Source organism: Pseudokordiimonas caeni, assembly GCF_026719705.1.
Classification (GTDB): Bacteria; Pseudomonadota; Alphaproteobacteria; order Sphingomonadales; family Kordiimonadaceae; genus Gimibacter; species Gimibacter caeni.
This window is the reverse complement of the sequence record NZ_JAPPRR010000001.1, coordinates 1,644,239-1,664,964: the sequence shown is the minus strand read 5'-3', so window position 1 is coordinate 1,664,964 and position 20,726 is coordinate 1,644,239. Positions and strand designations below refer to the sequence as shown.

General features: G+C 59.9%; 14 protein-coding genes. 12 read left to right on the top strand and 2 right to left on the bottom strand.

Annotation, left to right across the window (positions count from 1 at the left end; translation table 11 throughout):
* Nucleotides 1-109: 109 nt before the first annotated feature.
* The 7 genes from OU694_RS07510 to OU694_RS07480 all read left to right on the top strand — a co-directional run bounded on the left by OU694_RS07510 (nucleotide 110) and on the right by OU694_RS07480 (nucleotide 10,014).
* A complete protein-coding gene (locus OU694_RS07510; protein WP_308910361.1) occupies nucleotides 110-2,854 on the top strand; it encodes a TonB-dependent receptor in 2,745 nt (914 codons plus the stop codon).
* Between the two features lie 102 nt (nucleotides 2,855-2,956).
* Nucleotides 2,957-4,252, top strand: coding sequence for a glycoside hydrolase family 27 protein (locus OU694_RS07505; protein ID WP_308910360.1), 1,296 nt, complete (start codon nucleotides 2,957-2,959; stop codon nucleotides 4,250-4,252).
* Between the two features lie 20 nt (nucleotides 4,253-4,272).
* Nucleotides 4,273-5,187, top strand: a complete 915-nt coding sequence (locus OU694_RS07500; RefSeq protein WP_308910359.1) for an EamA family transporter — start codon at nucleotides 4,273-4,275, stop codon at nucleotides 5,185-5,187.
* Nucleotides 5,184-6,539 (top strand): Gfo/Idh/MocA family protein, encoded by a 1,356-nt coding sequence (locus OU694_RS07495; RefSeq protein WP_308910358.1) that lies wholly within the window; start codon nucleotides 5,184-5,186, stop codon nucleotides 6,537-6,539. The genes OU694_RS07500 and OU694_RS07495 overlap by 4 nt, the downstream gene beginning before the upstream one ends.
* A 2-nt stretch (nucleotides 6,540-6,541) precedes the next feature.
* Entirely contained in the window at nucleotides 6,542-7,834 is a 1,293-nt protein-coding gene (locus OU694_RS07490; RefSeq protein ID WP_308910357.1) for a D-tagatose-bisphosphate aldolase, class II, non-catalytic subunit, read from the top strand.
* Nucleotides 7,831-9,024, top strand: a complete 1,194-nt coding sequence (locus OU694_RS07485) for an SIS domain-containing protein (RefSeq protein ID WP_308910356.1) — start codon at nucleotides 7,831-7,833, stop codon at nucleotides 9,022-9,024. Before OU694_RS07490 ends, OU694_RS07485 begins: the two co-directional genes overlap by 4 nt.
* 9 nt (nucleotides 9,025-9,033) lie before the next feature.
* Nucleotides 9,034-10,014 (top strand): BadF/BadG/BcrA/BcrD ATPase family protein, encoded by a 981-nt coding sequence (locus OU694_RS07480; protein ID WP_308910355.1) that lies wholly within the window; start codon nucleotides 9,034-9,036, stop codon nucleotides 10,012-10,014.
* An 11-nt stretch (nucleotides 10,015-10,025) separates the two neighbouring features.
* On the opposite strand, the gene agaR is transcribed toward OU694_RS07480, so the two are convergent.
* Complete coding sequence (gene agaR / locus OU694_RS07475; protein ID WP_308910354.1) at nucleotides 10,026-10,811, bottom strand: transcriptional repressor AgaR; 786 nt, start codon at nucleotides 10,809-10,811, stop codon at nucleotides 10,026-10,028.
* A 167-nt stretch (nucleotides 10,812-10,978) separates the two neighbouring features.
* On the opposite strand from agaR, the gene OU694_RS07470 reads away from it, so the two are divergent.
* The 5 genes from OU694_RS07470 (at nucleotide 10,979) to OU694_RS07450 (ending at nucleotide 19,677) form a co-directional block, all read left to right on the top strand.
* Nucleotides 10,979-12,076 (top strand): AraC family transcriptional regulator ligand-binding domain-containing protein, encoded by a 1,098-nt coding sequence (locus OU694_RS07470; RefSeq protein WP_308910353.1) that lies wholly within the window; start codon nucleotides 10,979-10,981, stop codon nucleotides 12,074-12,076.
* A gap of 154 nt (nucleotides 12,077-12,230) precedes the next feature.
* Nucleotides 12,231-14,468, top strand: a complete 2,238-nt coding sequence (locus tag OU694_RS07465) for a TonB-dependent receptor (RefSeq protein WP_308910352.1) — start codon at nucleotides 12,231-12,233, stop codon at nucleotides 14,466-14,468.
* Nucleotides 14,469-14,677: 209 nt separating this feature from the next.
* Nucleotides 14,678-16,675 carry an acetoacetate--CoA ligase gene (locus OU694_RS07460; protein ID WP_373460274.1) on the top strand — a complete coding sequence of 666 codons (1,998 nt, stop codon included), beginning with the start codon at nucleotides 14,678-14,680 and terminating at the stop codon, nucleotides 16,673-16,675.
* 24 nt (nucleotides 16,676-16,699) lie between these two features.
* Entirely contained in the window at nucleotides 16,700-18,022 is a 1,323-nt protein-coding gene (locus OU694_RS07455; protein ID WP_308910350.1) for a spinster family MFS transporter, read from the top strand.
* Nucleotides 18,019-19,677, top strand: coding sequence for a carboxylesterase/lipase family protein (locus OU694_RS07450; RefSeq protein ID WP_308910349.1), 1,659 nt, complete (start codon nucleotides 18,019-18,021; stop codon nucleotides 19,675-19,677). Before OU694_RS07455 ends, OU694_RS07450 begins: the two co-directional genes overlap by 4 nt.
* A 239-nt stretch (nucleotides 19,678-19,916) precedes the next feature.
* On the opposite strand, the gene OU694_RS07445 is transcribed toward OU694_RS07450, so the two are convergent.
* Nucleotides 19,917-20,702: an alpha/beta hydrolase gene (locus OU694_RS07445; protein ID WP_308910348.1), complete on the bottom strand. Its 786-nt coding sequence runs from the start codon at nucleotides 20,700-20,702 to the stop codon at nucleotides 19,917-19,919.
* Nucleotides 20,703-20,726 lie beyond the last annotated feature (24 nt).

Below are 20,726 nucleotides of genomic sequence, written 5' to 3'. Positions count from 1 at the left end.
CATTACCATTCGTTTCTGGGAGGAGGCGCTGTGCGGGCCGTGTTAGACGGTCAAATGCACGTCAGAGGGTCTCCATGTCAGGAAACACCGGAAACAGGTGGGGATTGCGATGAACCGAGCTTTGATTTTTGCTTCTAGGACTGCCCTGTGCGGCATCCTTGGTATGGGTGCTTTCAGTCAGGCGTTGCTGGCGCAGGATGCGCCAGCCGCCAGTGGGGGTGAGGATGCCGTTTTTGACGAAATCGTCGTAACCGGCAAACGCGCCAGTCTTGAGCGGTCGCTGGCGACCAAGCGCGAAGCGCGCAGTGTGCTTGATTCCATTTCGGCGGAAGAACTGGGCAAGTTTCCGGATGCCAACGTCGCCGACTCTCTGCAGCATATTACCGGGATCACCATCTCGCGCGGGCACGGTGGGGAAGGGCAATATGTCACCGTGCGCGGCCTGCCGCCGCAATATAGCATTGTAACGCTGAACAACCGCATCCTGGCCACGGACGATGATGGCCGGGACTTCGCCTTTGATGTGTTGCCCTCCGAAGTGATTTCGGGAGCGGATGTCCTCAAGTCGCCGGTTGCGAGCGCGCTTGAAGGCAGCATCGGTGGCTCTGTGAACCTGCGTTCTGCCCGCCCGCTGGATCGTCCCGGCTTCAACGCGTCCGTGCGTGGCGAGGGCGATTACAACAGCCTGTCGGAAGACCTTGGCTACAAGTTTTCGGGCGTGATCAGCCAGACCTTCAAGGATGATACGGTGGGCGTCCAGCTCGGCGTCACTTACGCTGACCGCAGCGTGCGGTCGGATGGCCTTGGTGAAATGCATTTCAATCAGGACTGGCCGTCTGCCGCGGATATCGGTGCGGAGGGCCAGCTTGGCTCCGCTGACGTGCTGACCTCGCCGTGCTGCTACTCCATCGGGACCTGGCTTGAGCAGAAAAAGCGCTGGGCGGTCTCCGGTGCCTTGCAGTTCCGCCCGAACGACAAATTCGAAATGACGCTGGACGGCCTTTTTACCCGGCTCGATTCCCCGGCATCCGGCTATAATGAAGCCTTCTATGTAGAATATTACGATGAAAGCGACGCCGGTGAGTTCGGGAACTGGAGCGACATCGTTATCGACAACGGCCTTGTCACCGGCATGACCGTACACGGGCTGGTCCCTGAACAGGTCACGCGGGTGGAGCATCGTGTGGTCGATACCTATCAGGTTGGTTGGAACGGCAAATACGATTTCAACGAATCCTTCCGCGCCGTCGGTGATATTTACTACTCCAAGGCCAAGCGCCTGTCCGGCGGGAAGGATAGCTGGGTGGTGGCAGGTGCTGCCGGCGATCATACCGGCCATTTCAGCCTGAATGAGAATGGCCTGCCCAACATTACGATTGAACTGGAAGACGGCCGCTCCCTTGCCGACCTTGGCAACGACGATTACGGCGTCCATTGGGCCGAGCTTGGCGGCACCGATGTGCATGATGAAGTCTTCGGCTCGACGCTCGATTTTGAAGCGAATCCGGATATGGGGCTGGTTTCAGCCATCAAGTTCGGCGGCGCTTACACCAAGCGCACGAAGAAGCGCGACACCGTCGATAACCTCGACAATGCCTGTAACTATTGCGATTATCCCTTCACCTTCGGGGATGTGGGGGTGGATGTGGTGCGCCCGCTGCCGGTCGACAATTTCATGTCCGGCGTGGACGGTGATTTCCCGCGCGAATTTGTTGTCTTCGATCTGGATGCCTATTGGGCAGCCCTTCGTGCCTCGGACGGCCAGACGATCAACGGCATCACCTATCCTGAAAATTACTCGGACCTGATGACCCCGGTGCGCAACCCGGTCAAATCCTACGGCGTAAAGGAAGAAACCTGGGCCGGTTATGTGCAGGCCGATTTTGAAGGCGACAACTGGTTTGCCAACGTCGGCGGTCGGCTCATCCACTCCAAAACAAGCGTCGACTATGCGGTGAACGAAATCACCAGCATTGTCTTCGTCGATAGCGGCGGGGCAACTAGCCACTATGACGTGACCTACAGTGAAGCGGTGCCGAAATCGGGCAGCGGCAGCTACACCAAGTTCCTGCCCAGCATGAATTTCGGTTACTGGATGCGCGAAGACCTGATCCTGCGTTTCGCCGCCGCGAAAACGATGGCGCGGCCCTCGCTCAACCAGTTGGCACCCACCCGCGAAGACTATGCTTATGACGGCGACTTCTCGATTTATGTGGACGGCAACGTCGACCTCAAGCCGATCAAGGCCAACCAGATGGATCTGGCTGTAGAATGGTATTTCAAGGAAGGTTCGGCCCTTACCGGTGCCCTCTTCTGGAAGGATATCAGCGGGTTCGTGACATCACAGGCAAGCTATGACGTGCCGATTGCCGGTCAGGAGTTTTACGTTGAAGCACCGGTGAACGGCGAAAGCGCCAAGGTGAAGGGCTTCGAGGTCGGCCTTCAATATTTCTTCGACAACGGTTTTGGTATCATCGCCAACTATACCTACACGGATACGAAGGCGAAGATCGGCGGGGTTGAAGAAGGGCTCGAGGGTGTATCGAAGCACGCCTATTCGCTTGCCGGTATCTATGCGAACGACAAGTTCGAGGCGATGATTTCGGCAGATTATAGCGGCAAGACGATTGTGTCGCTGTTCAGCCCGATTGAGGGCGTGCCGTCAACGGGTGAGGCTGTCACCTGGGTGTCCGCATCGCTCAGCTATCATCTGACCGACCATATCGACATTTATGCCAAGGGCAACAACCTGACGAACGCGAAGGAACGCTCCTATCTTGGCGACCCGCGTCTTGTTTCCGGCTTTGAAAGCTGGGGGCGCAGCTTCTTCCTGGGTGCGAGCTATAATTTCTAGGGCTCGCGCGGTGGCAGCCACCCTCACGCCTGCCGCCTTCCAATTCCCGAACCGGCGCCCCGGCGCCGGTTCGCCCGTTGAAAGATCAGCAGGAGCAACAGGATGACATTTCTGAAAGCAGTACAGGCAGGAACCATGGCCGGGCTGATGGCGCTGGCTTGCGCGCTGCCGTCTGCGGCCACGGAGCCCGCTTCGCCTGAAAAGGTGACGCATTTCGAAGCGCTCAATATGAGCAACGGCCTCGCCAAGACCCCGCCCATGGGCTGGAGCAGCTGGAACGGCTTTGGTGTGGAAATCAACGAGCAGCTGGTGATCGAGACCATCGATGCGATGGTCAAGAACGGCATGCGCGACGCGGGCTATGTCTATGTCAATCTGGATGACGGCTGGCAGCGCTATAAGGGCAGCCGGGCGGATCATCCGCTTGAATATGACCCTGAGAAATTCCCGCGCGGGATCAAGTATCTGGCTGATTATGCTCACAAGAATGGCATGAAGCTCGGCATCTATTCCGGCCCTGGCAAGGATACTTGCGCGGGCTACACCGGCAGTGCGGGCCATGAAGCCGAAGACGCCGACATGTTCGCCTCGTGGGGCATCGATCACCTGAAATACGACGCCTGCTGCTCGCATGTGAAGGAACCGGCCGACGTGGTGCGCCGCGACTTCCTGAAAATGTCGAAAGCACTGATCAGCGAGAAACGCGATATCGTTTATCACACCTGCCATTGCGGCTGGACCAACATCTGGGAGTGGGCCGGGGACATCGGCGCCAACCACTGGCGCATCGGGCAGGATATTTCGGACGATTTCGATTATCCCGAAAACCGTGAACAATATTATTTCGATGTGCTCGACATGATCGACCGCGGGGTGGAGCTTTCCCGCTATGCCAAGCCGGGCCAGTGGAACGATTTCGACATGCTGATCGTCGGTCTTGACGGCAAGAGCAAGGAGCTTGTCGGGGCGGGGGCGTCGAACGTTGAATATCGCACCCACTTCTCCCTGTGGGCCATGCTGGCGTCGCCGCTTCTGGTGGGCTCGGATGTGCGCAACCTCGACCCTTACACGCTTGAAACGCTCACGAACGCTGAGGTGATCGCCATCAGTCAGGACCCGCTCGGGCTTCAGGCCGAGAAGGTCCGCGATGAAGGCGACTATGAGATTTATGCCCGCGAGCTTTCCGATGGCAGCTGGGCGGTAGCCCTTCTCAACCGCAACGGCACGACGGCTGACATGACGATCAACTGGAAGCGCGATCTGGGACTGCCTTGGGCAAAGGCTGCTATCCGCGACCTTTGGGATCACGAGGACAAAGGCACCTACGACATCCCCTACACGGTCGAAGTGATCGGCCACGAAGCCAAAGTGCTGCGTATCAGCAAGCCGGCTGAATAAGCCAGCGGAGACGATTGACGATGACTTCCAAACCCTGGCTCCTTTATGCGCTTGTCACCATGGTTTTCTGGGGCCTGTGGGGCGCCTTCGCCGGTGTCTCATCGGAGCATGGCTTCCCTGAAACGCTCGTATACTGCGTGTGGGCGGTGACCATGGTGCCCCCGGCGATTTGGGCGCTTTCCCGCATCAACTGGCAACTGCAGTATGATGCAAGGTCGATTGTCTATGGTTGCATCATCGGGTTTCTGGGCAGCGGAGGGCAGATGGTGCTGTTCCATGCCGTGAAAACGGGCCCGGCTTACCTGATCTTCCCGGTGATCTCGCTGTCGCCCATCGTGACCATCGTGCTGTCCTTCTTCTTCCTGAAAGAACGCACCACGAAGCTCGGGCTTCTGGGCATCATCCTCGCGCTCGTTGCCCTGCCGCTTTTCGATTATTCGGGCACTGCAGGCGCGGGCGATTATGGCAGCGGCTGGTATGCCATGGCGCTCATCGTGCTTGGGGCGTGGGGTGTGCAGGCCTTCTTCATGAAGCTTTCGAACGAGAGCATGCATGCCGAAAGCATCTTCTTCTACATGATGATCACGGGCCTCGCGCTTATCCCCGTCGCCCTGATGATGACCGATTTCTCGGCCCCCATCGACTGGGGCTGGGGTATGGGCGGGCCGTACTTCGCCGCGATGATCCAGATCTTGAATTCCATCGGTGCGCTGTGTCTCGTCTATGCCTTCCGTTTCGGCAAGGCAATGGTCGTCTCCCCCATGACGAACGCGGGCGCGCCGCTTACAACAGCGATCCTCTCGCTCGCTCTTCTCGGTGTGGTGCCGGGTGGTTACCGGCTGGCCGGTATCGTACTTGCGCTTCTCGCCGCAGGCTTGCTGGCGGCAGAACCTGAAGACGAAGCTGTATCCTTGCCTGAAGGGAAAAAGGCATGACCCGCCTTTCGCCCAATCGCCGCCAGTTTCTGGCGGGCGTGGCGGCAGCCGGTGCCGTCGCGGCCACGGCAATGCCGGCTCGCGCCAAGGGAACGGATGTCTCGGCCCTTCGAACCAAGTCGCTTGATGAAGTGCGCATCGGGCTCATCGGCGTGGGCGACCGCGGTTATGAACATGTCCGCAGCCTCACAATGATTGATGGCGTTCGCATCGTGGCGATTGCCGACCTCTATGAAGATGCGCTTGAGAAATCTGCGGCCCACGTCAAAGCCGCACGGGGATACCGCCCCGTGCTGATCACCGGCAGCGAGGAAGCCTACCGTGACCTGCTCGCGCGGGACGATATCGATGCCGTAGTTATTTCCACGCCGTGGCGCTGGCACGTGCCGATGGCGGTGGAGACGATGCAAAGCGGCAAACATGCCTTTGTTGAAGTCCCCGCCGCGCAAACAGTGGAAGGCTGCTGGCAGCTGGTGGAGACCGCCGAGGCGACCGGCAAGCACTGCATGATGTTAGAGAACTGCTGCTATGGCCGGTCGGAGCTGATGGTGCTGAATATGGTGCGTCAGGGCCTCTTTGGCGAACTGACCCACGGCGAAGGCGCCTATATCCACGATCTGCGCTGGCAAATGAAGGATATCGAGCGTGGCACTGGCTCATGGCGCACGCCGTGGCACACCACGCGGGACGGGAACCTCTATCCGACCCACGGGCTTGGCCCCATCGCGCAATATATGAATATCAACCGGGGTGACCGGTTCGATTACCTGACATCCGTCAGTTCGCCCGCCCTTGGCCGTGCGGCCTATGCGAGGGCGGAATTCCGGCCCGCGCATGCCCGCAACAAGGCGCACTATATTGCGGGCGACATAAACACCACTCTGATCAAGACGGTGAAGGGCCGCAGCATCATGGTGCAGCATGACACCACAACCGCGCGCCCCTACAGCCGCCTCAATCTCATTCAGGGCACGGCCGGCGTCTTCGCCGGTTTCCCCGACCGCATCGCCCTTGATGCGTTCGAGCGGGAGGAGGGCGAGCATCCCGAATGGCAAACCGACATGGCGCCGTGGCAGGCGCGGTTCGATCATCCGCTCTGGAGTGCCACAGCCGATCTCGCAAGCGAGCACGGCGGGCATGGCGGCATGGATTTCGTGATGATGTGGCGGCTCATCTGGTGCCTTCGGAACGGCGAGCCGCTGGACCAGAGCGTTTACGACGCTGCTGCATGGTCGGCCATCGGGCCCCTGTCTGCCGCCAGTGTCGCGGCACGCAGCAACAGTATCGATATACCGGATTTCACCCGTGGTGGCTGGCAGACGGCCGCACCGCTCGGTGTCGCAGGAGTTTAAGAATGCAAGTCATGCAGGATATTGTGTCCGCGCATAAGAAAGGGGCGCCGGTCGGGATCTATTCCGTCTGTTCCGCCCATCCGCTGGTGATCGAAGCCTCGCTTCGCCACGGCGAGGCAACCGACAGCATGGTACTGATCGAGGCCACTTCCAATCAGGTCAATCAGGACGGCGGCTATACGGGTATGCGCCCTGCTGATTTCGTGGCGCGCGTCCATGCGATTGCCGATCAGGTTGGCTTCAAACGGGCCGATATCCTCTTTGGCGGCGATCACCTTGGCCCCAATTGCTGGCAGCATCTGGCGGCGGACGAGGCCATGGCCAAATCTGACGTGATGATCGATCAGTATGTTCGCGCCGGTTTCCGCAAGATCCATCTGGATTGCTCCATGTCCTGCGCGGATGACCCGGTGCCGCTGACCGATGCCATCGTGGCGTCCCGCGCCGTGCGACTGTGCGCGGTGGCGGAAGCGGCGTGGAAGGATGTGGGCGGCGAACCGCCGGTTTATATCATCGGCACCGAAGTGCCGGTGCCGGGCGGTGCGACCGAAGACCTTGAGACCCTTGCGGTTACCTCGCCCGAGGCGGCAGAGGCCACCATTCTGGAGCATCAGCGGGCGTTCGAGGCCGCGGGCCTCGGTGCTGTCTGGCCTCGTGTGATCGGCCTTGTGGTGCAGCCGGGTGTCGAGTTCGACCATCACAAGGTGGTCGACTATGTGCCGGAAGCCGCCACCAGCCTCAGCCGCTTTATCGAGCGTTACCCCACGATGGTGTTCGAGGCGCACTCGACCGACTATCAGACGCCCTCCGCTCTGAAGGCTTTGGTGCGCGATCATTTCGCGATCCTGAAGGTGGGGCCGGGGCTGACCTATGCCCTGCGCGAGGCGATCCTTGCGCTCGATACGATCGAACGGGAGCTCCTCGGCGATAATGGTGCCTCACATGTGCGTCGCACGGTGCAGCAGGCCATGCAGGATAATCCCGTTCACTGGCGGAAATATTATGCCGAAAGCGGCCTGCAGCAGCGGCTGGACCTCGAATATTCCTACAGCGACCGCATCCGTTATTACTGGGCGCAGCCGCAGGTCGAGGAAGCCGTCAGCCGCCTGATCGCCAATCTCAAGGCCTCGCCGCCGCCCTTGACCATGCTCAGCCAGTATATGCCCGAGGAATATTGGGCCGTGCGCGAGGGGCGCATCCGCAACTCGGCAGAAGATCTCATCATCCACCGCATCGAAGCGGTTCTGAAAATGTATTCGGGCGCTGCCCAGGTCGGGGAGACCATTGAATCATGATGTATCTGAATATCGCGGAATCCGTGCTGAAGGACCGAAACGGCTTCTGGACAGCGAAGGAAATTGCCCAGCAGCCCGAAGCGTGGCTCGAAACTGCCGCGCTGCTTGCTGCCAATCGTGGCGCTTTGGATGCGTTCCTGAAGCCGCTCCATGCCGATCCGCGCCTGCGCATCATCCTGACAGGTGCTGGCACCTCTGCCTTCATCGGTGAATGCCTCGAGCCGGTATTGACCTCAACCCTTGGCAAGCGGGTGGAGGCGATTGCGACGACTGATCTCGTCTCCGGCCCCGAGGACTATTTCCAGGCTGACGTGCCGACCCTTCTTGTTTCCTTCGGGCGATCGGGCAGCAGTCCTGAAAGCGTCGCAGCGGTTGCGCTCGCTGACCAGTGCCTGAACCAGAGCTATCATCTGGTCATTACCTGTAATGCCTCGGGCGAGCTCTACACCCTGTGCGAAAAACGTGACAATTGCTTCGCGCTGGCGCTGCCTGAGCAAACGCATGACCGCAGCTTTGCGATGACCTCGAGCTTCTCCTCAATGATGCTGGCAGCTCTTGATGCCTTCACGCCGCTGGTGCGGGAAGCGGGTGCCGCCGCACAGGTGGCGGATGCCGGTCGCTTTGTGCTTGAAACCTTCACGGGCCGTCTTGAGGCGCTGGCGGGCGACGATTTCGCCCGGGTCGTCTATCTTGGCAGCAAAGGCTTCAAGGGGTTGGCGCGCGAAGCATCACTGAAGCTTCTGGAGCTGACGGACGGCGAGGTTGTCACCACCTACGATAGCCCGCTTGGCTTCCGCCATGGCCCCAAGACCATCATCAACGACCAGACGCTGGTGATGATGTTCGTGTCGGCGGACCCCTACACCCGGCAGTATGATCTCGACCTTCTGGAAGAGCTGCGCCGCGACGGCGAGGTCGGCCGGATTGTCGCGGTCACGGCAGAGGCCTGCTCGCGGGTGACGAACGGCGATTATATGCTGGTTGAAGGCCTTGAAGGCGCAAAGGATTCGCTGCTTCTCTTCCCCTACATCATGTTCGCGCAGGTTTACGCTTTCTACCGCGCGCTGCGGCTTGGCAATGCGCCGGACAGCCCAAGCGCATCCGGTACTGTGAACCGGGTTGTCAAGGGCGTCACAATCCACGACCATCGCGGCAAGGGCGAGGCAAAGCCTGTCTCCAAAGCCGGGTAGGGGTTGCGCGTGTATATTGGTGTTGATGGCGGCGGCACGAAAACGGCCTTTGCGCTGGTAAGCGCCGAAGGCCGGCTTCTGGCCACCCATACGGCGGCCACATGCTCGCACCTGAGCGTGGGGCTCGACGGTGCCAAGGCCGTGCTGGAGCAGGGGGTGAAGGCCTTGCTGGCGCGTGCCCATGTGCCGCTCGCCAAAGTGACCCACGCCTTCTTTGGCCTACCGACCTACGGCGAAGACAGCGCGGTGACGCCGCTTCTTGATGCACTGCCGATTGATCTCTTTCCGCTTGGCAATTACCGCTGCGACAACGACATGATCAACGCCTGGGCGGGCTCGCTTTGCTGCCAGGACGGGATCAACATTATCGCGGGTACGGGCTCGATGACCTACGGCGAAAACGCCGGTCGTGGGGCTCGTTGCGGCGGTTGGGGCGAGCTTTTCGGCGATGAAGGTTCGGCCTACTGGATTGGCCGGGCGGGCCTGGCGCTTTTCTCCAAGATGAGCGACGGGCGCGTGCCGCGCTCCCAGCTTTACACCATTTTTCGGGACTATTTCGGCCGCGCGAGCGATCTCGATATCTCCGGCGTGGTGCTTGGCGAATGGAAGGGGGAGCGCAACAGGATTGCGGCCCTTTGTCAGGAAGTTTCAATCGCAGCCGAGGCCGGTGACCTGCTCGCACAGGGAATCTTCAACGAAGCGGCGGCAGAGCTTGCCGATATCGTGGACAGCACCCGCCGCACCCTTGCGTTCAAAGAAGGGCAGGTGGTGGCGGTTTCCTATTCCGGCGGCGTATTTGCGGCGGGCGAGATTGTCTTCAAGCCGTTCAAATTGGCCCTTGCTGAACGTTACGGCCACTATGAACTTGCGGTGCCGCGCTTCTCGCCAGCACTTGGTGCCGCAATCTATGCAGCCCGGCTCGCGGGTGTCCGGTTGGATGAAAGTGCATTATCGTTTCTCGCCTACGATAGCGAGCGTCTGGTGGGCTGAAGCGCGTTTCGTCATTCCTCTTGCCGGTCGATTGTCACCACATCAACACCGAGCGATCGCAGGTGGCTCGCCATTTCTGGCGGGATGTTCGAATCCGTGATCAGCCTTGTGATGCCGATGGGGTCCGCGATCTTGTGCAGGCAGATGCGACCGAATTTCGAGCTGTCGGTCACCACGATCACCTCGTTCGCAGCCTGGCACATCATGCGGTTAAGCGAGGCTTCGGGCTCGAAATGGGTGGTGATACCCTTTTCCATGTGGAAGCCGTCAACGCCCAGAAACAGCTTGTCGATCAGTATGTTCTTCATCGCATATTCGGCCTGCGCGCCATAGAAGGCCATGTTCTTGCGACGCAGGCTGCCGCCCAGCATGATCAGCTGCAATTTCTCGCAGCGCGTCAATTCCGACAGGATGCCGAAATCATTTGTCACCACCACGATCTCCATATCGCTGTCGATATTCGCGGCGATCTGGAAGGTCGTGGTGCCGGAATCGAGGATCACGCTTTCGCCAGCATTGATGTAACTCGCGGCCAGTTTGCCGATCATGCCCTTTTCATCGGTATGACGTTGCTGTTTCAGTTCAAGCGCCGCTTCGCTATGGGGGCCGTGCCGGTCATTCAGGAGTGCGCCGCCGTATGACCGGGTTGCAATTCCACGTTTGGCCAGAAACTCCAGATCCTTGCGGATGGTTTGCGTTGAAACGGCAAAGGTTTCTGACAGCGTCAGGACCTGAACGCTCCCCTGACGACGCAACATATCGATGATGCGTTCGCGTCTGCTGCTTGTGTCGCGCAAGTTGAAATCCCCTCGTTCAATCATCTGCCACGGTACGGTTTTCCTGCGCCAGTTCAACAGATAAAGGGCAGCTTCCTTCAATCTGTCGCGCGAAGGCATGCTCCTCATTGGCAATCCATACGCTTTACGTTATCCCATGAAAAAAGGATCGGGAATCAGGGAGTGTTGTGGCGGTGTTCGGGGAGGGCAAAGCTGCAGAGGGCGTTGACGGCCTGGTCGTGCAAGGGTTGCTTCAGGGGGCAGTCCTCAAGGGCCACGACCCGCAGGCCATCATGCAAAAGGCCGGCATTGCGCCGGATGTGTATGGCAATCCGCATGCCGCGATTGACGGGCCGTCGCTGGTTCGGCTCGTCCGGGCCATCCAGTTTGCGCTTGATGATGTCTATCTCGGTTTCTTTGCGCAGGGCTGTCGTCTGGCGCTTGAAACCGAACGGCTTCTCTCGTTCCTGAGCTGCAGCAGCTTCGGCGAGGCGCTGCGGGTGAGCATCCGTTTCACCGATGCCATGTCGATCGACGCAGGCCCCCGCATCTCCGAGGAGCATGGCACCGGACTGCAGCATATCTGCAAATATACGACGATCCCGGGTGTCGACCGGGACATTTTCGTCTGGATCAGGTTTGTCTGGATCTATCATCTTTTCAGCTGGTTGATCGGTCGCCCTTTGGCGCTGCGCGAAATTTCGGTTCGCGGCCCGCGGCCGGTGCAGCTGAACGGATTTGACCGGTTTGGCCTGTTTCATTGCCCGGTGAAATATGACGCGCCAGTCGATGCCCTGAGCTATGACCGTAACGACCTGACGGTTCGTCTCGTGCACAATTCGATCAAGGAATATGACGACTATTATGCCAGCGAGCCCGACTGGTATGTACCGCTCGGCCAAAGCCAGAGCTGGCGTGAGCGCACCCAGCAGGTCCTGATCGAACTGCAGAAAGCAGGCATGTGGTCGGCGCCGATTGAGGTCGTGGCTGCACGTCTGCGTACCCGGCCCCGGCGGCTGCGCCATGATCTGGCGCTTGAGGGCGAGAGCTTTCAGGATATCAAGACGCGCCTGCGCGGCGAGCTGGCAAGTGCCTATCTGCTGGCAAGCGATCTGCCCGTGACGGCTATCGGATTTGAACTGGGCTTCAGCGAACCCGGCAGCTTCTCTCGCCACTTCATTTCATGGGCCGGCGTGGCGCCCTCGGTATACCGGTCGACCCATGTTTCCGATGCGGCAATGGTCGCGGCAGCGACGGCATTGCTCAATGACCGGCGTGCATCCTAGGCGATTTTGACGCGCTGAGGCGCCCTTGTCACTTCTGCCAAATCTGTGTGTCAGTCCCGTCATGGAGTCCATTTGGGCGGGTGATAATTTCCCTTCATGCCCGCCGGTTGGGGAACCGGCCGGGCGTGACCTCGATTTTGGGAAGGGGAGGGAAATGCTAGAGAATAGTAAGGCACGCATCGTTCGTGCACGCATGCTGCTTGGCGCGTCTGCGCTGATTTCGGGTTGGTTGATGAGCGCCGAAGCGGTCGCACAAAGCCAGCCGCCGGCGGGTGCCGCCGAGGCCGACGAACCGGCTGACATCGGTGAGATCGAAGACATTATCGTCACCGCACAGAAGCGCCGCGAAGGCCTTCAGAACGTGCCGATTGCGATCACGGCGCTGTCGGGCGAAACGCTGCAGAAGGCCGGCCTGAAAAGTGTGGGTGACCTCGTGCAGATCACGCCGAGCCTCCAGTTCGGCGAGCGCTTCGGGAACATCTTCATTGCCCTGCGCGGCATCGGGCAGGCAGGGCAGGACATCGGAAGCCAGGCGGGCATCACCGTTTCTCAGGACGGCGTGCCCTTCCTGAACCACTTCATGATGGATGGCACTTTCCTTGATGTGTCGCGTGTTGAAGTGCTGCGCGGGCCGCAGGGCACCATTGAAGGGCGTAACGCCACCGGTGGTGCGATCAATGTGCACAGCAACCTGCCGACCGACACACCGGAGGGCGAAGTTGCCCTGACCTTCGGCAATTATTCACGGTACGGCATCAGGGGCTTCGTCAATAGCCCGCTCGGGTCCGACCGCCTGAAGGGGCGTATCGCGTTCCAGGCCGACCGCGCTGACGGCTGGATGAAGAATGCGTTTCTCGATACCGACAAGAACGACACCAACCTGACGCAGGTGCGGGCATCGCTTCTGGGAGAAGTAACCGAGAATTTCTCGGTCCGGACTATCCTTGAATATACGAAAAACAAATCCGATCCGGCTTTTGCCACCGTGCTTGGTCAGGCGCGCCCGGACAAGCCGACGATCATTGACGTGCTCGACCTGCCGAAGAATGACATCGAGAATCTGACTGTCTATATGAACCACACGGACCAGCGCGACGCCGAAAATCTCAAGGCGATCGGGATTGCGCGTTGGGACATCAGCCCGGATGTCTCGCTCACCTCGACGACAGGCTATATCAAGCACGATCTGGTGCTGACCGACACCGATAACGACGGCACTAGCGGAGATTTCTCCGACTTCCCGCTCGTTGCCATCCATGTGAAGCAGTTCACGCAGGAGTTAACGCTCGCTGCCGATCTCAGCAGTCGGACCGACATCGTAGCGGGCGCCTTTTATATGAACGGCGAGTCCACCCAGCCGCTCATTCTCAGCGTGCCGCCGACGCTTATCAATGCCTTCAATTACGATCCGTATGAAGGGCTTGATTCGTATGCGTTTTATGGCCAGATGCGCTACAAGTTGACAGACCGGCTGCGTATCACCGCCGGCGGCCGCTATACCTATGACGACAAGGACTTCACGATGGCGGCGTCGATTATCGGCACGCCTTTCAACAATGAAGCGTCCGGCTCATGGGGGGCATTCACGCCACGGTTTGCGATCGACTATATCCCGGATGACAGAATCCTCCTGTATGCCAGCGCCTCCCGCGGCTTCAAGTCGGGCGGCTTCAATACATTCGGCGACGTGTCCCAGCCTGTGAACCTGTTTGATCCCGAATTTGTCTGGAACTATGAAGCGGGCTTCAAGGGGATGTTCTACGACAGGAAGCTTCGGATGGGCGTAACGGGCTTTGCGTCCGACTATTCGAACCTGCAACAAACCCTGTTCCGCATCAACCCGCAAACCGGGGTGCGTTATCCCCGGGTGGAGAATGCGGCAACCGCCACGATCAAGGGTATCGAGCTGGAGCTTGAGGCAATTCCGACGGCCGGTTTGCGGGTTGTTTTCTCGGGAACCCGCCTCTTTGCCAAGTTTGGTGAGTTCACCAGTATCGACCCGATCTATCCGGAGCTCGGTATCAAGGACCTGACGGGCAACCGCCTGCCGCAGGCCCCCAACTGGCAGTTCAGCGCGTCCGGCGAATATACCTACGAGCTTTCGGGTAATCTCGAGCTTATCGCCCGTGCCGACTACAAATGGCAGGACGATGTGTATTTCGACCTCTTCAATAACGAGCTCAATACCCAGAAGTCCTATGGTCTCCTGAATGCCTCGCTCACGCTTGGCACGACGGACGCGAAATGGTCGCTCACGGCCTATGCCCGCAACGCATTTGACAAGCGCTATGTGGGACAATCGCTGACGGCGGCGAGCGACACGACTCCTTCGCGGGTCGGGCAGCTGGGGGCGCCGCGCATGTATGGTGTAACGCTGCTGCACCGCTTCTGAAGCCATCCCCTCCAATCTGACGGTGATGACCTTGCCGTCAATCTGGAAAGCAATCGCGGAGAAGCCGAGCATGGCTCTGGCTTCTCCCACCAGCCCGGCTATGGCAGTGCAGGCCACCGGGGAAGAGCAAGGAATACAAATTGACCAGCCTCAGTCGACATAAATCCTCCCGGCAGCCCAGGCGCGCCTATGACGAACCTGTCCCGCAGATGCGGCTGTATCAGGAATGGCTGAAGCGCGAACGGGGTCTGGCATTCGAGGACTATGCGGCGCTCTGGGAATGGTCGACGACCGATCTTGATGCATTCTGGCGCAGTATCTGGGACTATTACCGTATTGAATCGCCAACACCTTTCAGGGCGGTGGTGCGCGACAATGGCATGCCCGACGTTGCATGGTTTGAAGGCGCACAGGTCAATTTCGCCCGCCATATCTTCCGGCATATAGCCCCGGCGGAAGCGGCCGGCCAGCTGGCCATCATCGCCGAGAATGAAAAGGGCGAAATCACCGAAATCAGCTGGAGCGAGCTTCGGCGCAAGAGCGCATCCCTCGCGCTTGAACTGCGGCGCCTGGGTGTGAAGCCGGGGGATCGGGTGGCGGCCTATCTGCCGAATATTCCGGAGGCCACGATCGCCTTCATCGCCTGCGCCAGTATCGGTGCCGTCTGGACCCTGTGTTCGCCCGATATGGGCACACCGGCCCTTCTGGACCGGTTCCAGCAAACGTCGCCGAAGGTGCTGATTGCTGTTGACGGGATTTTCTATGCCGGCAAGGCCATGGATCGCTGCACGGTGGTGAAAGACATGCGTGCCGCCCTTCCAAGTGTTGAGGCGCTTCTTGTTGTTAAAAGCGGCTATGGTGACGCACCTGTCGCAGGGGCCATCGATTTCGCCGGCATCCTGACCCGCGATGATGACGCGGTGGCGGCGTTCGAGCCCGACTGGGTGTCCTTCGACCATCCGCTATGGATCCTGTATTCCAGCGGCACAACCGGCCTGCCCAAAGCCATTGTCCATGGCCATGGCGGCATCATTGCGCTTGCCTGCGCGGGGCACCTGCATCTCGATATCGGCGCCAGCTATGCGCCAAACAGCTTTGGCGAACGTTTCCACTGGTACAGTGCGACGGGCTGGGTGATGTGGAACCAGCAGGTTTGCGGGCTCCTTTCCGGGACAACCATCTGTCTTTACGACGGCTCGCCGAGCGGCCCGAAGGAGACGCCTGACTGGGGCGTGATGTGGGCATTTGCCGCCCGGCACCGGATCACATGGTTCGGGGGCGGTGCCGCCTTCTTCATCAGCTGCCGCAAGGCGGGGATATCGCTTTCTGAGATCGGGGATTTGAGCGCCGTCCGCGCCCTTGGCAGCACGGGGTCACCGCTGCCGCCCGATGTGCAGCTGTGGGGGAATGACGAGTTTGCCTTTTTTGGCAGGCCGGACATCTGGTGGTGCAATATCAGTGGCGGGACAGACCTTTTTGCCGGCTTCATGGCGGGCAACCGCGATCTCGCCGCCACGCCCGGACGGCTTCAGTGCCGTCATCTCGGTGCGGCCGTCGAGGCGTGGGGCGAGGACGGCAAGCCGGTTGTCGGCAAGGTTGGCGAGCTTGTCTGTACGCGCCCGATGCCCAGCATGCCCCTCTATTTCTGGGGGGATGCGGACGGCAGCCGGTACAGGGGATCCTATTTTAGCGAATGGCCGGGGATATGGCGACACGGCGACTGGTTGCGCATCGATGAGGATGGCAGTTGCACGATCACCGGCCGCAGCGACGCGACGATCAATCGCCACGGCTTGCGGATGGGAACGGCGGATATTTATGCCGCTGTCGAGCGGCTTGCGGATGTTGCTGACAGCCTTGTCATCGACCTTGACGATGGGGAAGGGGATAGCAAGCTTCTGATGTTTGTGGTGCCGGCTGAGGGGCGCGAGCTGGACGAAGCGTTGAAAGCCGCCTTGGCCGCCGCCATCCGCAGCAGCCTGTCGCCGCGGTTCATCCCCGACCTTTTCCTTCAGGCGCCCGGCATCCCGCGAACCCTGTCCGGCAAGAAGCAGGAATTGCCGGTCAAGCGGCTCTTCCAGGGGTGGCCGGCGGCCAAAGTCGTCAACCCGGACGTCATCGCAAACCCCGATATCCTGCCTTGGTATCTGGCCTGCGCGAAAAGCTGGCTGGATGGTGCGCCGGGCGGGCAGGGGACGCTGGCATGATGGGAAACATAGGGGGTAATGCGGATGAATGGTGAGACTTCAGTCGAGGGAAAGGCGCCGGTCCATGCCGCGTCGACACCGGTTCGCACGGGACTGGTGCTCGGGATGCTGTGCTTTGTTTATGTCCTCAATTTTCTGGACAGGCAGCTCCTGTCCATCCTTGCGAAGCCGGTGCAGGACGAGCTGGGGATCAGTGACGGGCAGCTTGGCCTGATCACCGGTTTCTACTTCGCGCTTTTCTACTGCTTCATCGCCATTCCGATTGGCTGGTTGGCGGATCGGACAAACCGCGTGAAAGTGCTGTCATGCGCTTGCGCGATCTGGAGCGCGGCAACGGCCGCCTGCGGCATGGCCAACAATTATGGCCAGCTTGTCGTCGCCCGCATGGCGGTCGGCGTTGGTGAGGCGGGCGGCGTGCCCCCCTCATACGCGATTATTTCGGACTATTTCCCGCGAGAACGGCGTGGCACGGCCATGGCAATTTTCAATCTGGGGCCACCGCTTGGCTCCGCGCTCGGGGTGGCCTTCGGTGCGTCCCTTGCCACGGCCTTTGATTGGCGGGTGCCCTTTTATGTGATCGGCGCGATCGGCATCCTCGCGGCAGTTGCAGTGTATCGCCTCATCCCTGAACCGGAAAAAGGCGGGCATGATGCGGCAGATATTCCATCGCCGACGTCGGCGCCTGAGGGCTTTTTCACCATTATCACGCGCTTTTTCGCCAACCCGGTCCTGTTGCTGGCGTCTGTTGCCAGCGGTGCTGCCAACTTCATCACCTATGGCCTCGCCAACTTCGCCACGCTCTTCCTGATGCGCGAGAAGGGTATGGCGCTTGGCGATGTGGCGGTCTGGTATGCGCTTGTTGTCGGCATCGGGATGAGTGCGGGCATTTTTGTATCCGGTCGGCTGATTGACAGGTTCGGGGCGCGCAGCCGTTCGGCCTATGCCCTTATCCCTGCCATCTCGCTTGTGGTGGCGCTGCCCTTCTTCCTTGGTTTTGTGTGGGCCGCCCGGTGGGAAGCCGCGCTGCTTTTCCTGATCGTCCCGATGTTCCTGAATTCCTTCTTCTTGTCGGCCACCGTCACCTTCGTTCAGGGGGAAGTGCGCCCGGATCAGCGGGTGATTTCAGGGGCATTGTTGCTGCTTGTGATGAATTTCATCGGGCTTGGCCTCGGGCCCACCTATGTGGGTATGGCCAGCGACTTCTTCCGCGCCAGCCACGGGGCGCACTCGTTGCAGGCCGCCTTCTATGCGCTGGCACCGATGTATGGGATTGCCGCACTTCTCTACTTCGGCCTTTCACGTTTTATCCACCGCTCGCAAGCCACCAAGGGAGGACCTGCGAAATGAAAACTCTTGCCCGTCTCATTGCAGCCCGTGTGGCTGCCTGCGTCCTCGCCATCGGCATGTCGGCAACTGTGGCAGCCAGTGACGCGCCTGTTGTGAAAGCCCCTGCCGGTATCATGCGCGGGGTGCAGGAAGGCGGTGCGCATGTGTTCCGCGCTGTTCCCTATGCCCTGCCGCCGACAGGTGACCTTCGCTGGCGCCCGCCGACCCCGATGCCGGCATGGAGCGGTGTGCGCGATGTGCAAACAGCCGGCGTGGCCTGCATGCAGCCGCCGATGGCTGCCGGACCCTATAATCGCGGCCAGCAGAAAATGAATGAGGACTGTTTGACTCTGGATGTGACTGCCCCGGTGAACGCCGAGAACGCCCCGGTGATGGTCTGGATCCACGGCGGCACCCTGATATGGGGGACGGCGCAGTCCAAAATGTATGACGGCCGCGAATTTGCCAAACGCGGGATCGTTCTTGTCTCGATCAATTACCGGCTCGGGGTCCTGGGCTATCTCGCCCATCCCGAGCTCAGCGCGGAATCGCCGGATAATATTTCCGGCAACTATGGCCTGCTTGATCAGGTCGCGGCGCTCGAATGGGTTCGCAGGAATATCGCCTCGTTCGGGGGAGATCCGAAAAACGTGACGATCTTCGGGGAGTCTGCCGGGGCGCTGAGCGTTGAATATCTTCTTGCCTCACCGAAAGCCCGGGGGCTTTTCGATAAGGCAATTGTCCAGAGCGGCTATCTGTTCACCATGCCGGAACTCAGGGAAGCCCGGTACGAGGAACGATCGGCCGAGGAAAATGGTCTGGCGCTTGCGGCCAAACTCGGAGCGCTCGATATCGCCGGCATGCGGGCGCTGGACGCGCGCAGTCTGATCGACCTTTCGGCCACGACCGGCTATGCGCCCTATGGCACGATCGATGGCAAGATCCTGCCCCGTCAGCTTGTTGATACATTCGACAGGGGCGAACAGGCGCCTGTTCCCCTGATGGTAGGCTTCAACAGCGGCGAAATCCGCAGCCTGCGCTTCCTGATGCCGCCGATGCCGGTATCGCCCGAGGCTTATGTGGCGGATATCAAGTCGCGCTACGGCAATCTGGCCGATGCTTACCTCAGGCTCTATCCGCCAAAGGACTTTGAACAGACGCTCCTTGACGGCACCCGTGACGCCGTGTTCGGCTGGGCGTCCGAGCGACTGGTGCGCAAGCAGGCCGCGCTTGGGCAGCCCTCCTTCCTCTATCTCTTCAGTCATACATACCCAGCTGCGACAGAAGCGGGCCTTGCTGCCTTCCATGCGAGCGAGGTGCCCTTCGTGTTCGGCACCTTTGAAAACACACCGGCCTATTGGCCGGCAATCCCCGATACGACACAAGAACGGGCGCTCGCGGATGCCATGCTCGATTACTGGACAAGCTTTGCCCGCAACGCAGAACCGAAAACGGCAAACGGACCGGCATGGAAGGCATTTGGAGAAGAGAAGGCCTATATGGAATTCGGCGACAAACCCGAACTTTCCCGGAACCTTTTCTCCGGCATGTATGAATTGCATGAGGAAGTCATGTGCCGTCGTCGGCACAGTGGTGTGCAAACATGGAACTGGCGGATAGGCTGGATAGCACCCGTCCTGCCAACACCAGTGCCGGGGTGCACTTTGCCCCGTTGAAAGACGGCTGCATCTGTCATCGCTGATGACAGATGCATGCATTCTGGTGGGGAAGGGCAGCGAGAAGCGGGGCCTCAAAATGATGGATTTCCGTGCGCCAAATTTGCGCCAAGATCTTGTAACTGGTTGATATAATTATAACTCTGGTGCCGGCAGCGGGCGCAAATTGGTTTAACTTATTGATTTTGTTGTTATATTTTAGAATGTAGGGGTCGAGCGATTTTAATCGCTTTGCCCTGTTAATTGGCCGGCCGATCAAGCCAGCTTTCTATGGCACCGACATAGCTTTCCGGTAAAACATGACCGCTGTCGAAACGGTGCGTCTCCGGCGTGCGGCCGGCAGCGGCGACGAGTTCGGCATTTTGCGCCTTGGTCGAATACTGATCGTTCTCAGCCATCAGAAGGAGCCAAGGTACAATCACCTTGGGGGCGAAGGCGATAGGCGATACCGTCGGTACGTTTCGCACAGCGGGCGGCACCATTGTCACCAGGTGGGTCACCCGGGGATCCTGGGCTGCGAGCAAGGTGCCCATCTGTGCGCCCATGCTATAACCCACCACAAGTACCTGCGACGTGTCGGCATAGGTTGCCAGCACCTTGTCCAGTACGAAGCGATAGTCATCCACGGTTTTCTGGATCATGCCTTCATAGGCGGCGGCATTTCCCTTGCGCGCATTCAGCACATGTTCGATCGGTTTCACGTCCACAATGCGGCCACCGTGAAACCGGGCATCCAGCGCCAGTATCCGATAGCCGCGCGCAATCAGTCCTGCTGTCACGTCATCGCCGTTCATGGGGTTGTCGTTCGCCAGCCAATACAGGCTGGAGCCCATCAGGCCATGCATCAATACCGCCAGCGGCGCGTCTTTGGCCGCACTTTCCGATTGATACAGGAAGCCTGTGATGCGGTTGCCGTCCGGCGCGTCATAGCCAAACTGCTGGACATGGGTTTCAGCCACGCCTGACGCTGTGGCTGTCGTGATCACCAGAAGCAGGGCGAAAATTTTTGAAATGGCCGGTTTCATCAGAAGTCTCCTTTGTTGGAGCGC

Excerpts from the sequence above, each read along its gene's own strand:
- OU694_RS07510 (WP_308910361.1), top strand. The coding sequence starts at position 110 with ATGAACCGAGCTTTGATTTTTGCTTCTAGGACTGCCCTGTGCGGCATC.
- OU694_RS07485 (WP_308910356.1), top strand. The coding sequence starts at position 7,831 with ATGATGTATCTGAATATCGCGGAATCCGTGCTGAAGGACCGAAACGGC.
- OU694_RS07490 (WP_308910357.1), top strand. The coding sequence starts at position 6,542 with ATGCAAGTCATGCAGGATATTGTGTCCGCGCATAAGAAAGGGGCGCCG.
- OU694_RS07460 (WP_373460274.1), top strand. The coding sequence starts at position 14,678 with ATGCGGCTGTATCAGGAATGGCTGAAGCGCGAACGGGGTCTGGCATTC.
- OU694_RS07445 (WP_308910348.1), bottom strand. The coding sequence starts at position 20,702 with ATGAAACCGGCCATTTCAAAAATTTTCGCCCTGCTTCTGGTGATCACG.
- OU694_RS07465 (WP_308910352.1), top strand. The coding sequence starts at position 12,231 with ATGCTAGAGAATAGTAAGGCACGCATCGTTCGTGCACGCATGCTGCTT.
- OU694_RS07505 (WP_308910360.1), top strand. The coding sequence starts at position 2,957 with ATGACATTTCTGAAAGCAGTACAGGCAGGAACCATGGCCGGGCTGATG.
- OU694_RS07455 (WP_308910350.1), top strand. The coding sequence starts at position 16,700 with ATGAATGGTGAGACTTCAGTCGAGGGAAAGGCGCCGGTCCATGCCGCG.
- OU694_RS07500 (WP_308910359.1), top strand. The coding sequence starts at position 4,273 with ATGACTTCCAAACCCTGGCTCCTTTATGCGCTTGTCACCATGGTTTTC.
- OU694_RS07495 (WP_308910358.1), top strand. The coding sequence starts at position 5,184 with ATGACCCGCCTTTCGCCCAATCGCCGCCAGTTTCTGGCGGGCGTGGCG.
- OU694_RS07450 (WP_308910349.1), top strand. The coding sequence starts at position 18,019 with ATGAAAACTCTTGCCCGTCTCATTGCAGCCCGTGTGGCTGCCTGCGTC.